Source organism: Thermogemmatispora sp., from assembly GCF_019683755.1.
In the GTDB taxonomy this organism is placed as follows: Bacteria; Chloroflexota; Ktedonobacteria; order Ktedonobacterales; family Ktedonobacteraceae; genus Thermogemmatispora.
The window spans coordinates 1-14,236 of record NZ_JADGHT010000094.1 but is presented as its reverse complement, the minus strand read 5'-3'; the positions used below and the strand labels follow the sequence as shown (position 1 = coordinate 14,236).

Genomic DNA, 14,236 nt, shown 5'->3' with positions numbered 1-14,236 from the left:
ATCTTTTGTCTCTTTCATCTGCTTCCCTCCTTATTTGAGGGTAGTAAGTATAATAGATGCATATAAAAATATGAAGATTACAACAAAGAGTACAGGCCAGGTGCTGCACCTCTTGAACAAAAGTTCAAACATGACAAGCTGTTATCCTTCCTCTTGACAACGCTATTCACATTGTGAATAGCAAACTGACACATGAAAATAACAAGTTAGAATTTCGACGGGGGAATCCTAAAGCAGAGCGAGGGTTTTTTACAGTGCGTTTTGGAGGGGGGAGCCACTAGAGCAGGAAAGAGCCAGGAGAACCCTGTTTATTAGCATGATCTCAGTCTACCTCTCCGGCTCTAGAGCTTCGATCGGAAAGGACTTCTCACTGAATTATGGAGCATCATTCTGGCTGTAATTGAGCAGGTAGCCGGGCATTAGGAGAAAGGTACCAGCCAGTAAGGAGCAAGAGGAGATAAAGCGGCGCTGGTTTAAGGAGCTATAGAGGCAGGGGACAGGCTGCAGGCCAGGTGAGAGGGGGGCCAGGCGGCGTACTAGTTTAGGGTGAGGAGCAAGGAGGAGAGTAGTAAGTAGCTCACATAGATCATATGCGCCAATTCACAGAAGCCCTTGGCAAGCCATGTTATGCTAATGCTGCAGCGGGAACGAGCGCAGTCCCTTACCCGAGGAGAAAGCCATGCTGAACAGCTTTCATCGACCCACGCGGCTCAGACATCGCAAGCACCCACACTGGCCTCATTCCTACCGTAGTCTGGCTCTGAGCGGCGGCGTCTTACTACTGCTCCTCTGTCTCTGCCTGGCGGCCTGCAGCGCGCCGTTTGGAGGAGGAAGTCAGGGGAGATCGGGAGCCAGTGTCACAGCTACCGTTGGAACAGGAGGAGCCACCGCTACCGCCACTCCGGTTGTCCTGCTTGGACCCCGTCCCTGTCCCTCAGCAATCCAATCAGCGGCCTACTGGAGTGGCATCGTGCACACTGTAACCAGTGTCACCAGTGTCGTACGCGTCCAATGTGCCAACCTTATGGGGACACCGGAACTGCAGGCCCTTATCACAGTCGCACATCAAGGGGGCCATGCTCTTGACGTTCACGTCTACACCCATATCACCAGTCCCAACCCACAGCAAATCTTTCAACTCCTCAATCTCTACGACGGCGATGCCGTAATCAGCGGCTACAACACCGTGCTCACCGCCGAAGTTGATCAAAATTCGGCCCTCAACCGTGGGCGCAGTCCTACCAATTATCAGCGCGACCTCTTTCGAGAGTTCAAATGGTCGGATGCCCAGCAGACTCTGGTCCAAATTGCCTTTCCGGCCTTCTTCCCCGATCTGACGCGCTATCAAGCCGAAGCCGACCAGGCGGCAGTCAATCAGGGGCATGATCCCTGGAAACTGGATGCAATCAAAGTAGCCCAGGCCCTGGCTGCCTCCTCTGCCTTCTTCAACTGGGGACCGAACGCCCCGGCCCGCCTCATCAGCGGTGGGGGGCAGCACGATGTCAATGCCGTTGTCGAGGTCAAGAGTCCTCATCCTGGCGGCGGCACCATTCGCGTCAGCATGAGCCGGCTCGAATCCAACACCAACGGGGGCATCTGGGAAGTGACCGACGTCAGCAGTCCCACACTCTCCCTTAGCGCGCCTACCGCCCAGGCACGTCTGCAAAGCCCCATAACCGTCAGCGGGCGAGGCAACGCCTTCGAGGGAGTCATTGGCAGTCTACGCGTGCTGGATCATCTCTACAACCAGATTGGTCAGGCACAAGTACGCGGCGCCAGCGGCAACGGCCCCACCAGCTTCTCAACCAAGCTCACTTACAGCACCGACTTCCAGGCCGGTGCCCAAGAGGGCATCCTTATGCTCTCCGCCCCAAGTCAAGCCGACGGCTCGATTGCCACAGGAACCCTGCTCAAGGTTCTCCTCGCCTGAAGAGAGGACCGGAAGTCAGACCCTGGCTGACTCCACTCAGCCAGCAAAGAGCCGGATCAGCGCCTATGACTAAGCGATCCGGCTCTTTGCCCCGCGATCTCCCAGTTCTAACGCCTCTCCCCCTGCCGACCCTTGGCCTCTGATCCGGGTCTCAGGTAGCGCTCTCGGCAGTCCGGGATCTCCTCTATTTTCTTGCCCTGTGCTCCTGAACAGTGACCATGTGCCCGCGGGTTGGAATAAAACTGACCATGTCGACCGTTTCTAATAAGAGAAAGGACTTTGTTGAGTATGTCGCTCAACAAAATCAAAAATATTTCAGGCAACATGGAGGAGATCGATGGCAGAAAACAAAGGCTATGCCCATCCTGAAGTGCTGGTAGATGCCGACTGGGTTGAGGCGCACCTCAACGATCCCAACGTACGCCTCATTGAGGTAGACGTGGACACCAGCGCCTACGAGCAGGGGCACATTCCCGGGGCGGTAGGTTTCAACTGGCAGAAAGAGCTGCAAGACCAGGTGATTCGCGCGCCCATTAGCAAGGAGCAGCTCGAAGACCTCCTGAGCCGCTCGGGCGTCAGCAATGACACGACTGTCATTCTCTACGGAGACAACAACAACTGGTTTGCTGCCTGGGCTTTCTGGCTGCTCAAATACTATGGCCATAAAGATGTGCGTCTGCTGGACGGTGGGCGAGCCAAGTGGGTAGCGGAGCAGCGGCCCCTCACCACAGAAGTGCCGAGCTACCCGCGCACTGAATATCATGCGGAGGAACCGCATCGCGAAGTCCGAGCCTTCCGTGATGATGTCCTCAGCAAACTGGGAGACAGCCAGGTAGCGCTTGTTGACGTGCGCTCGCCGGGTGAGTACAAAGGTGAACTCCTGGCGCCGCCTAACCTGCCGCAGGAAGGGGCTCAGCGAGGAGGACACATTCCGGGAGCCAAGAACATTCCCTGGGCTAGCGCTGTCCGCGAAGACGGGACCTTCAAGTCGGCAGATGAATTGCGCGCCATCTACGAGAGCCAGGGCATCACAGGCGACAAAGAAATCATTGCCTACTGCCGCATTGGCGAGCGTAGCAGCCACACCTGGTTCGCCCTGCGCTACCTCCTGGGCTATCCCAACGTACGCAACTACGACGGCTCCTGGACCGAGTGGGGGAGCCTGGTGGGCGTTCCCATCGAAAAGTAAGGCAGACAAACAACTAACACACGTCCCTCCTGTATCCAGAGCCAAGACCGCAGGGTCGGCGCAGAGTTGCGCTCTCCCCCTGCGGTCTTGACGTCTGACACTCTCCTTGCTGACCTCCCTTCTTGCCGAACACATCCTATTGCTTCTTGATCACCAGTATCATAAATCTTTCCATTCACCTATTATTGCATCTGGCATCATAGCAGTGAAAGGAAGCGGCAGCAGGAACGACGGCGCTGCGGCGGGCCGGCTAGCACAGGCCCAAGTGTTTGACAGCCTGGACATGCTGTGCTACCATACAAACTGAAGTAGTGTATAAATGACACCAGGTACCAGCGCCGGTACCCTGAAGAACGCGCAGAGTATTTATCGGAAATAAAGGATATCCACGATGGGTGATCCTCTCCCCATTTTTCTCATGGTGGCGCTGGCGCTTCTCTTTGGCCTGCTGGTGATGGCGGCGACGGCGGTTCTTGGGCCGAAGAAGCCGACGCCTGAGAAGCTGGCGCCCTATGAATGTGGCATCCAGGAGATTCAGGCGCCGAAGCGGCGCTTTCCTGTCAAATATCTCCTGACGGGCATGCTTTTTATTGCCTTTGATATTGAAATTGTCTCATTATATCCCCTGGCCGTGCTCTTAAAGGATCAGCTGAAGACGCTGGGTCTGATCGAGCTGCTCATCTTCTTCGTGATCCTGATGATCGGCTACATTTACGTCTGGCGAAAAGGGGCATTCACATGGGAATAACCAATCCCTGGGAACCGGTACAGACCTTTTCCAATACGCAGACGCCGCGTCGTCCGCGTCAGTTGCCGATGCGCACTGGCGAATTTGGCATTCTGACGACGCAGGTGAGCAAGCTCATCGAGTGGGGGCGAAGCTCATCGCTCTGGCCGGCGCTCTTTGGGCTGGCCTGCTGTGCCATTGAGATGATGGCCACCAGTGCCGACCGCTTTGACATTGCGCGCTTCGGGGCGGAGGTCTATCGCGCCTCACCGCGTCAGGCCGATCTGATGATCGTAGCGGGCCGCTGCTCGATCAAGATGGCCCCTGTGCTGCGCCAGATCTACGATCAGATGCCTGAGCCTAAGTGGGTCATCGCGATGGGGGCTTGCGCCTCCTGTGGTGGGGTCTTCAATAACTATGCGATTGTCCAGGGTGTGGATAAAATCGTTCCGGTAGATGTCTACATCCCGGGCTGCCCGCCCACACCCGATATGCTGCTCTATGGTTTCAATGAGTTGCAGCGAAAGATTCGCGAAGGTATTCCCAATCCTCCTGATCCGCTCAAGGAGAGCGGCTTGAAGCTGCCTGGTCCTACCGAGGAGCGGCCAGGCTAAGATGCTGAGCAGAGCAGCTCTCCCTGAGCGACTCACGCGGCAGGCAGTGCTTGCTGGGTAGGAGTGGGAGGGTGAGAACAAGGCGTACCGAGGTGGGGCAGGGGGATGGGAGCAGTGCGGGGAAAGCGAGGCGAAAGAAAGAGCGATCATGGATACATTTGCTGAGGCTGCTGTAGCAGCCCTACGCGAGCGTTTCCCCCAGGCGGTGGTGGAAACCGTCGAGCACCGTGGCGAACTGACGGTCGTCCTGACCACCGAGCACCTGGTTGCTGTCTGTGACTATCTTAAGCGGCACCATCAGTATACCTTTCTCTCAACCATTACTGCTGTCGACTGGTTAGAGCGCGTGCCCCGCTACGATGTGGTGTATCAGTTGCTCTCGCTGCCGCGGCGCAGCACGCTCGCGCTCAAGGTGCGCGTGGGTGGCAAGCGCGAGGAACACCCCCAGGTGCCATCAGTGACCGGTGTCTGGCCGGCGGCTAACTGGTATGAGCGCGAGGTCTATGATCTGTTTGGCATTATCTTTAGCAATCATCCCGACCTGCGCCGCATTCTGATGCCGAGCAACTGGACCACTCATCCGTTGCGCAAGGATTATCCGCTGACCGGCTTCGATCTGCCTGAACCACACTGGGGCGGTCAGGTTCCCTATGATGTGGACCCCGGCGTTGGCCGCCAGACCCTCCGCACCCCCCAGGGCCGCGAGCTGAACGAGAGTCGCAGCGCCTTTACTACGAACCCAGAGCCGGGTACCCCGCGAGCGTGAGCACTTTGCCGGCTGCTTTTGCTTGATCTGCTGCTCTATCTGCCGGGCTGGTTTGCTGTCCGCCTGGCACACGTGCGATGAGCAGGCAAAGAGAGCCATAACCGCGGCTTCCCGCCCTCCTTCCTGCGCTTCTGGCCATGGAGAGAGGTGTAGAAGCCGTCCTATACTTATCTGCCTGCTTTGTAAAGAGCAGACGCGTTCTGACCCGGGCCCGCACCGCAGGTTTGGCCTGTGCTGCCTCCTGCAAAGGGAGAGGGTGAGGCAGCACAGAGCAGACAGAAGACAGGGGCCAGCGCGCCATCCTCCAGGCGGCGTCAAGACCGCCGGCTACTTGAGCGCAGCGCTGAAGTGATTGGAAGACGGGAAGCGGCAAGAGAACAGGAGAAAAGGAAGGGAGGAGGTGGCCCTGGCTAGCCAGGGCCGCGCAAACGCAGGCTGAGGCAGCAAGCGCAGTCAGGGCAGGACGTGAATGCTCTTGCTGCTTGATCCGCTCGCTTCTGGAGTGCAACGGCTGACATGCAGCAATGAGGGCTTGCTTATGCAACAAGAGCTAGAAACGCGCTATACCATCGAAGAAGGCCAGGTAAACGAGAGCGGTCAGCGCCAGGATACCATGACGATCAATATGGGGCCGCAGCACCCGAGCACGCATGGCGTGCTGCGCCTGATGCTGACCATCGAGGGCGAAACGGTGGTCAAGGCCGAGCCGGATATTGGCTATCTGCATACCGGAATCGAGAAGACCGCCGAAGCGAAAACCTACCATCAGGCCTTGGTGCTAACCGATCGCATGGATTATCTGGCCCCGCTGTGCAATAACCTGGGCTATTCGCTGGCAGTGGAAAAGTTGCTGGGGATCGAGGACGAGATCACCGATAAAATTAAATATGCGCGCGTACTGCTGGCCGAACTGCAGCGGATCGCCAGTCATCTGGTCTGGCTGGGCACCAGTGCGCTCGACCTGGGAGCGATGAGCGTCTTCCTCTACTGCTTCCGTGAGCGCGAGATGATCCTAGATATCTTTGAATACGTCTCAGGCGTGCGCATGATGACCAGCTACATTTGCCCAGGGGGCCTACAGGCAGATCTACCGCGCGGCTTCGATGAGAAGGTACGGGCCTTCACGCGCATCTTCCCCGATCGCCTGGCGGAGTATCATGACCTGTTGACCAACAACCCGCTCTGGTTGGAGCGCACCAAGGGGGTGGCGGTGCTCAGCAAGGAAGATGCCATCGCCTATGCTACCAGTGGGCCGACCTTGCGAGGCAGCGGCATTGCCTGGGACATCCGCAAGGCCTTCCCCTATAGCGGCTACGAACAGTTCGATTTTGAGATCCCGGTCGGCAGCAATGGCGATGTCTATGATCGCTATATGGTGCGCATGCTGGAGATGGAGCAGAGCCTGCGCATCGTCAATCAGGCGCTAGAGGGCATGCCGCCCGGTCGCTATCGCGTAGCCAATCCCAAGGTGGCGCCCCCGCCCAAATGGCAGATCACGGGCAGCATGGAGGCCTTGATCCATCACTTCAAGCTCTACACCGAGGGCTACCGTCCGCCCGCTGGTGAAGTCTACGTACGCACAGAGTCGCCCAAAGGCGAGCTGGGCTTCTTCATTGTCAGCGATGGCTCGGCGCGGCCCTATCGCATGCATGTGCGCGCGCCTTCCTTTGCGAATCTGCAGGCGCTGCCGAAGATGATCCAGGGAAACCTGCTCTCGGACGTGGTAGCTGCCATCGGGAGCATCGATATTGTGCTCGGTGAGGTTGATCGATGATTTCAGAACAGGCAAAGCAGCGCATGCGCGAGCTAGCAGCTCGCTACCCGGTGGCCCGCTCCGCCGTGATGCCGGCGCTCTATATTGCACAGGCCGAAGAAGGCTATGTTAGCCGTGCGGCGCTGGAGGCGGTGGCGGAGGTTTTAAACATGACAGTTGACGATGTCGAGAGCGTCGCAACCTTCTATACGATGTACTATCAACGCCCGCCGGGCAAGAAGGTGATCAAGGTCTGCAATAGCATCTCATGCTATCTGCGTGGCTGCGACGCTTTGATCGAGCAACTGGAGCGCCGTCTCGGCATCAAGCGCGGCGAGACCAGTCCCGATGGCCGCTATACGCTGTTGACGGCGGAGTGCCTGGCTTCCTGTGGCACAGCCCCGGTGCTCCAAGTCAACGATGAGTTCGTTGAGAATCTGACGCCCGAGCTGGTTGATCGCCTGGTGGATCAGTGGGAAGCTGAGTTTCAGAGCGAGGGCCGGAGTCAAAGCCAGGACCGTGACCAGGTCCTGGGACAGCGCCCATCAGGCGCCGGCGGCTGCTGATGGGCAGGCTGGCCGATGTTGTGCTGGAGTGAAGGAAGCGTGCTATGCCAGAACTGATTGTGACCAAACACATCGATGTACCCGGAATCGATCGCCTCGACGTCTATCGCCAGTACGGTGGCTATGAGGCCCTGGAGAAAGCGCTGCGCGAGTACCAGCCGGAGGAGATCGTTGAGCTGGTCAAGAAATCCGGCCTGCGCGGGCGTGGTGGGGCAGGTTTCCCTACTGGCATGAAGTGGGGGTTTCTGGCCAAGAATGAGCCGCGCTATTTGTGCTGCAACTGTGATGAGAGCGAGCCGGGAACCTTCAAGGACCGCATGCTGATGGAGAAGAATCCCCATCAGTTAGTCGAAGGCGTCATCATCACCAGTTACGCCTGTCGCGTCTCAACGGCCTTTATCTATGTGCGTGGCGAGCTAGCCTACGCCGCCCGCCAGGTGCAGCGCGCCGTCGATGAAGCCTATGCCGCCGGCTACATCGGCAAGAATATTCTGGGCAGCGGCTATAGCCTCGATGTCATTGTCCATCGCGGAGCCGGCGCCTATATCTGTGGCGAAGAGAGCGCGCTGATGGAGTCTCTGGAGGGGCGTCGTGGCTATCCCCGTCTCAAGCCGCCCTTTCCGGCTGCGGTCGGCCTCTACGGTGGGCCAACCGTGATCAATAATTGTGAGACGCTCTCGACGGTGCCCGCCATTGTGCGCAATGGGGCTGACTGGTATGCCTCCTTCGGGACCGAGAAGAGCAAGGGTACGCGCATCTTCTGTCTGAGTGGTCATGTCAAGAAGCCGGGCAACTACGAATTGCCCCTGGGCACGCCGCTGCGCACCTTGATCTATGATGAGCAGTATGGTGGCGGCATCCTTGACGATAAGCGGCTCAAGGCCGTCATTCCCGGTGGCTCCTCGACCTTTATTCTGGGAGCCGATAAGATTGATACCCCGCTGGATTTCGAGTCGGTGGCGGCGGCTGGTTCGATGCTCGGCTCCGGTGGCGTCATCGTGATGCATGAGGATACGTGCATTGTCGATGCCGTTCTGCGCATGACTGAGTTCTATCGCGACGAGTCCTGTGGCAAGTGCACGCCCTGTCGCGAAGGCACCTATTGGCTGGTGCAATTGCTGGAGCGCATCGAGCATGGCCATGGTAAACTGAGCGATATCGATCTCCTGCTGGATATCTGTGATAACATCAGCGGCAAGTCGTTCTGCCCGCTGGGTGATGCGGCAACCTCTTCGATTACAAGCAGCATCAAGCTGTTCCGTGAAGAATACGAATATCACGTGCGCGAGGGATGCTGCATGGTGGGACCAAAGGCACGCAAGCCGGCTGCCGCCGCACTCTGAAGCGAGTCTGAGCGGATGGCTGCCGTGCTGGTCGCTGTGACCAGCTTAGAGCGGTATGGCTGGCGGCGTTCCCGCGTGAAGGATAGAAGAAGCTATGGCTGAAGAGGCAAAAAACGACGGACTTGTCCATCTGACAATCGATGGTATCCCGGTGGCTGTGCCCCCCGGGACGCTGGTCTGGGCGGCTGCCAAGCAAGCAGGCATCGAAATCCCTATCTATTGTTATCATCCCAAAATGCCCCCGCTTGGTGCCTGCCGCATGTGCTTTGTCGAGATCGAGAAGATGCCCAAGCCCCCGCAGACGGCCTGTACAACGCCGGTCAGCGAGGGCATGGTCGTCCATACCAAGACAGAGAAAGTGCTCAAAGCGCGCCGTGGCACCCTGGAGTTTCTCCTGATCAATCACCCGCTGGACTGTCCGATCTGCGATAAGGGGGGTGAATGCGATCTACAGGATTTCACCTTGCGTCATGGGCCGGGTGCGACGCGCTTTGATCTGCGCAAGCGGCACTATCCCAAGCCGATCCCTGTCAGCGATCGCGTGCTGCTCGATCGCGAGCGCTGCATTCTCTGCCAGCGTTGTACGCGCTTCTGCTCCGAGATTTCGATGGATAACGGGCTGGTGATGATTAACCGTGGCTACCGCATGGAGGTCGGCACAGCCCCTGGCCAGGCTTTCGATTCGATCTTCTCGGGCAACACGGTAGAGATCTGCCCTGTGGGGGCCTTGACCTCAGTCAAGTATCGCTTCAAGGCCCGTCCCTGGGAGCTGAAGCGTATCCCCAGTGTGTGCAATAACTGCAGCGTGGGCTGCAATGTGCGCATTGATGTGCGCGTCGACAAGATTATGCGCCAGATGTCGCGCTGCAACGATGATATCGATGACGGCTGGCTGTGCGATCGCGGACGCTGGGACTTCGATTATGTCAACGATGCGCAGCGTCTGCGGACGCCGCTGGTGCGACGGCAGCCAGGCGGCACGTTGGAACCGGCAGGTTGGGGTGAGGCTCTGGGACTGATCGCTGAGCGGCTGCGTGCTATCAAGGAGCGGTATGGCGCCAACGCTATCGGCGGGATCGGCTCAACGCGCACCACTAACGAGGAAGCCTATCTCTTCCAGAAACTGTTACGGGAGGCTCTGGGCACACCCAACGTCGATCACCATCATGGCTTCTTCCCGGGTTCGCGTGACCCGCTGACCGGTCGGCCCTGGATGCTGACAACGGCCATTGCCGAATTTGAGCGGGCCTCACACATTATCCTGGTAGCCTCCGATCCCTACGAGCGCCAGCCCATTTTGAACCTGCGCATCAAGAAGGCCCTGAAGGCCGGCGCCAGGATTTACGTGGTCAACGAAGGCCCGACCGAGCTGGATCGCCTGGCCACGCGCGTCATTCGCCTGCCACAGCATGGAGCGGGGGCGGCGGCGCGTCTCCTGCTGGAGGCCGCTCTACGCCAGGAGAATCTACGCAATCCGCGCGCAGAGGTGCGGCGGCGTCTCCAGGAGACGTCCCAAGAGACGCAGCGGGCCGCAGCCCTCTGCGGTCCAGAGACAACTGCTGCCCTGCAGGAGCTGGCGCGCGAGATCGCTGCGGCCCCGGCGGCCCTCATCCTCTATGATGAAATGGCAACCCTGGCCCCGGGCTGTGCCAATCTGGCACCTGATTTGCAAGCGCTGGCTGTAGTGACTGGCAACATCGACCGACCCGGCGCGGGAGTAGGACCGCTCTTCGAGGATGCCAACTCGCTGGGGGCGCGCGACATGGGCTTGCTGCCCGATAGTCTGCCAGGCTATCGCCCGGCTTCACCGGCGGGTCTGAATTATCAAGAGATGCTCACCAGCGAGGCGGTCAAGGCCCTCTATATCATGGGGGCCAATCCGGCACGCCATCTGGCCGACGGTAATCTGCGCCGCGGCAAGGAGTTCATTGTCGTGCAGGAGATCCTGCTGACCGAGACGGCCCAGCAAGCTGACGTGGTGCTGCCTGCTCTGACCTATGCCGAGAAAGACGGCAGCATGACCAACGTTGATCACCATGTACAGGCCATTCGCCGCGCTCTCCGTCCGCTGCCTGGGGCGCGCGCCGACTGGGAGATCCTGATGGACCTGGCGGCTCTGCTCGGCCATCCCTGGACCTATGAGGGGCCGGAGGATGTCCTCCTGGAAATTGCCGCTCAGCAGCCGCTCTACCGGGGCCTGACCTGGGAAAGCCTGGGCCTGCAGGGTGTGCGCACGAGCGAAGTGGAGGTGGCTCATGCCTGAGAATAGCCCTACCTGGCTGCTCGTGATCGCCTCGCTTGTCAAGAGCGCCATTCTGATCGTCATTCTGTTGACGATCTTCGCCTACATGACATGGATTGAGCGGCGCGTGGTGGCGCGCATCCAGGGGCGCCTGGGGCCAAATCGCGCTGGCCCCTTTGGCGCTCTGCAACCGCTGGCCGACGCCATTAAAATGGCCTTCAAGGAGCAGATCATCCCAGCACAAGCCCACAAGGTCATCTACCTGATTGCGCCGGTGATCTCAGTGGTGGTAGCCCTCAGCGCCTTCGCCGTGGTGCCAATCGGCAATAGCTGGACACCCGGTAAACCCAGCGTCTGGGACCCCTGGGTTGGCGATATCAATGTCGGTCTGCTGTGGATTCTCTCGATTTCCTCTCTGGCAGTCTACGGCATTGTGCTGGGCGGCTGGTCCTCGGGCAATCGCTATTCATTGCTCGGCTCCTTGCGCAGCGCAGCCCAGATGATCTCTTATGAAACCAGCCTGGGACTTGCCCTCAGTGGTACACTGATGTGGGCTGGCACGCTGAGTATGGTCAGCATTGTGCATCAGCAGACGCTGCAGGGTCAGGGGATTTGGTTCATTGTGGCCCAGCCCCTGGGCTTTGTGATCTACATGATTGCCGCCGTGGCCGAGGTGAACCGCGCGCCCTTCGATCTGCCGGAGGCCGAGCAGGAGCTGACCGCTGGCTACCTGACGGAGTATAGCGGCCTGCGCTGGAGCCTCTACCAGATGGCCGAATATATCAACATGATCACCGTCAGCTCGGTGGCTACAACCCTCTTCTTTGGAGGCTGGAGTTTCTTCGGATTGGAGCGCATCCCGGGGCTATCGCTGGTGATCTTTGCAGTCAAAGTGGCTTGCTTTCTCTTCCTCTTCATCTGGTTGCGTGCCACCTTGCCACGCATTCGCTATGATCGCCTGATGCGCCTAGGATGGCAGTTCCTCTTGCCGCTGGCGGTGCTCAATGCCGTCATCAGTGCAACTTGTGTGGCTCTGGGTCTGCCCTGGTGGGTCAATGGTTTGATCGGACTAGCGATCATCGTGGCCATTCTGGCTTTCACCTGGCTGCGCAGCCGCCAGACGCGCTTTGCCATTACCAAGACTGGGGCCGAGCTATTGCCGCCCTCGGTGCGCCTGGTGAAGACGATCGAGGTTGATGTCGGCTCAGTCAGTGGCGCTGAGGCAGTGATTGCTGGTGCTGAAGGACGGTCAGCACTACTGCAAGATGGCCGGGTGCAGGCCTGAAGCGTCTGAAGCGCTGAGAAGTGCAGAGGCTTGCAGTATAAAGCAGAGGAACAAGAGAGAGGTGCGAGAGCTGCCAGACGGGAAGAGAAGACGGGGGAGCACGTTCAGGCTCAAGCTTCACAAAGACAGAAGAGTCTGGCAGCTCTGGCGAGACCTGTGAGCGAGAGTGAGAGAGTCAAGAGACGAGGCAAACACGTCTCACGGAGGCAGCGAGAAAAGTCATGTCGCTAGATATACTCAAAGGGTTAGCCACCACCCTCAAGAATATGGGGCGCAAGCCGACCACAGTCTCCTTTCCAGAGCAGGAGCGCGAGCTGCCGCCACGCTTTCGCGGTCGCCACGTTCTGCACCGCTATCCGAATGGGCTAGAGCGCTGTGTCGGCTGCTTCCTCTGTGCGGGCGCCTGCCCCGCTGATGCCATCTACATTGAAGCTGAAGAGAACACGGAAGAGCATCGCGTTTCGCCGGGCGAACGCTATGCCAAAGTGTTTGACGTCAACCTACTGCGCTGCATCTTCTGTGGCTACTGCGAGGCGGCTTGTCCAACAGGGGCCATCACGCTGGAGCGTGAATACAAGTTGGCGGCCTACTATCCCGAAGACATGATTTACCATAAAGAGCAGCTGCTAGAGCCGCTGGGACAGGCGACAATTGGCTCTGCGGCTTACTGGTTTGATCCACCGCCACCTGAGGAAGAGGCGCCGCAGCCGGTACCGCAGCAGAGTCGGGTCTTTGACGGGCTACAAGCCAGTGCGGCGGCGGTAGGACTGGGTGATGCCCAGACGAAACCTGAGGTTTTACTGCGCAATGAGGAGCAGGACGAAGATCGGCGCAAATTTTTGCAAGAGGAGCGAGAGGAGGAGAAGAGAGCATGAGCGGGCCGGCGCTGATCATCTCCTTTTTTGTGCTGGCCGTGGCGAGTGTGGCCTCGGCCCTGGGCGTGATTCTCTTCCGTAACGCGGTCCACAGTGCCCTGAGTCTGATTCTGACGCTGCTCTTTCTCGCCATGTTCTATCTCCAGCTCGGGGCCATGTTTATCGCCATTGTGCAAATCTTGATCTATGCCGGCGCCATTATGGTGCTCTTCCTCTTTGTAGTGACGATGCTGGCCGCCGACCCGCGCGATCCCGATCTGCAGGACCGGCTGCCGTGGCAGCGGGGGGTGGCGGCAGTGCTGGGCCTGGTATTGGTTGGAGCACTGAGCTATCTCTTACTCAGCGGGACGCCGCTCAATGAGGCGGCGCGCGCACATGGCTCTGAGGCTCTCTCGCAGGTTGTGGCTCAGCAGGGCAATATTCAGGCCTTCGGTCAGGCGCTCTTCCACGGTTTCTCATTCGCCTTCGAGGTGACCAGCCTGATCATTGTGGTCGCGATCCTGGGGGCTTTGGTCCTTGGGCGCAAGGCCTGAGTAAAGAAGAGGGATGACGCGGCGCGGCGAGGAGGCTAATAGCGATGACAACGATACCGCTCTCCTGGTATCTGATCGTGAGCGCGTTGCTCTTCACCATCGGCACCATCGGCGTTCTGGTGCGGCGCAATCCGCTCATTATCTTTATGTCGATCGAACTCATGCTCAACGCGGTCAATCTGGCTTTTGTTGCGCTCTCAAGCTTTCTGGATTCGGCGGATGGTCAGGTCTTTGTCTTTCTTGTGCTGACGGTGGCCGCCGCTGAGGTGGTGGTCGGGCTAGCAATCATTGTCTCGATCTTCCGAACACGGCGCAATATCGACGTGGACGAGATGAACCTGCTGCGAGGGTAACGCGATGGCAAGTCTTCTTCTCTGGGTGCTGATCCCGCCGCTGCTGGGCTTCATCATCCT

The 14,236-nt window shown here is 58.8% G+C and carries 11 protein-coding genes and 2 pseudogenes; all 13 read left to right on the top strand.

Features of this window, described 5'->3' with window-relative positions; genetic code table 11:
* The first annotated feature begins 679 nt into the window (after positions 1-679).
* The 13 genes and pseudogenes from IRZ24_RS08595 (at position 680) to nuoK (ending at position 14,176) form a co-directional block, all read left to right on the top strand.
* Positions 680-1,930, top strand: coding sequence for a Gmad2 immunoglobulin-like domain-containing protein (locus IRZ24_RS08595; protein ID WP_297162559.1), 1,251 nt, complete (start codon positions 680-682; stop codon positions 1,928-1,930).
* A 337-nt stretch (positions 1,931-2,267) separates the two neighbouring features.
* Complete coding sequence (locus tag IRZ24_RS08590; protein ID WP_297162557.1) at positions 2,268-3,119, top strand: sulfurtransferase; 852 nt, start codon at positions 2,268-2,270, stop codon at positions 3,117-3,119.
* Positions 3,120-3,510: 391 nt separating this feature from the next.
* Positions 3,511-3,867, top strand: a complete 357-nt coding sequence (gene ndhC, locus IRZ24_RS08585) for an NADH-quinone oxidoreductase subunit A (protein ID WP_297162554.1) — start codon at positions 3,511-3,513, stop codon at positions 3,865-3,867.
* Positions 3,868-3,935: 68 nt separating this feature from the next.
* A complete protein-coding gene (locus IRZ24_RS08580) occupies positions 3,936-4,460 on the top strand; it encodes an NADH-quinone oxidoreductase subunit B (RefSeq protein ID WP_297162562.1) in 525 nt (174 codons plus the stop codon).
* A gap of 148 nt (positions 4,461-4,608) precedes the next feature.
* Positions 4,609-5,070 (top strand): annotated as a pseudogene (locus tag IRZ24_RS08575) (NADH-quinone oxidoreductase subunit C); the annotation flags it as partial.
* 769 nt (positions 5,071-5,839) lie between these two features.
* Positions 5,840-7,000: an NADH dehydrogenase (quinone) subunit D gene (nuoD, locus tag IRZ24_RS08570; RefSeq protein WP_366914259.1), complete on the top strand. Its 1,161-nt coding sequence runs from the start codon at positions 5,840-5,842 to the stop codon at positions 6,998-7,000.
* The gene (nuoE, locus tag IRZ24_RS08565; protein WP_297162545.1) at positions 6,997-7,545 is read left to right on the top strand and encodes an NADH-quinone oxidoreductase subunit NuoE; all 549 of its coding nucleotides are present in this window, start codon (positions 6,997-6,999) and stop codon (positions 7,543-7,545) included. The genes nuoD and nuoE overlap by 4 nt, the downstream gene beginning before the upstream one ends.
* Before the next feature lie 44 nt (positions 7,546-7,589).
* A complete protein-coding gene (nuoF, locus tag IRZ24_RS08560; protein WP_297162541.1) occupies positions 7,590-8,888 on the top strand; it encodes an NADH-quinone oxidoreductase subunit NuoF in 1,299 nt (432 codons plus the stop codon).
* Positions 8,889-8,982: 94 nt separating this feature from the next.
* Entirely contained in the window at positions 8,983-11,151 is a 2,169-nt protein-coding gene (gene nuoG, locus IRZ24_RS08555) for an NADH-quinone oxidoreductase subunit NuoG (RefSeq protein ID WP_297162538.1), read from the top strand.
* The gene (gene nuoH / locus IRZ24_RS08550) at positions 11,144-12,415 is read left to right on the top strand and encodes an NADH-quinone oxidoreductase subunit NuoH (protein WP_297162535.1); all 1,272 of its coding nucleotides are present in this window, start codon (positions 11,144-11,146) and stop codon (positions 12,413-12,415) included. Before nuoG ends, nuoH begins: the two co-directional genes overlap by 8 nt.
* Positions 12,416-12,627: 212 nt before the next feature.
* Positions 12,628-13,290, top strand: a pseudogene (gene nuoI, locus IRZ24_RS08545) (NADH-quinone oxidoreductase subunit NuoI); the annotation flags it as partial.
* Positions 13,287-13,823 carry an NADH-quinone oxidoreductase subunit J gene (locus tag IRZ24_RS08540; protein ID WP_297162532.1) on the top strand — a complete coding sequence of 179 codons (537 nt, stop codon included), beginning with the start codon at positions 13,287-13,289 and terminating at the stop codon, positions 13,821-13,823. The pseudogene nuoI and the gene IRZ24_RS08540, both read left to right, overlap by 4 nt.
* 44 nt (positions 13,824-13,867) lie before the next feature.
* Complete coding sequence (gene nuoK, locus IRZ24_RS08535) at positions 13,868-14,176, top strand: NADH-quinone oxidoreductase subunit NuoK (protein ID WP_297162530.1); 309 nt, start codon at positions 13,868-13,870, stop codon at positions 14,174-14,176.
* Positions 14,177-14,236 lie beyond the last annotated feature (60 nt).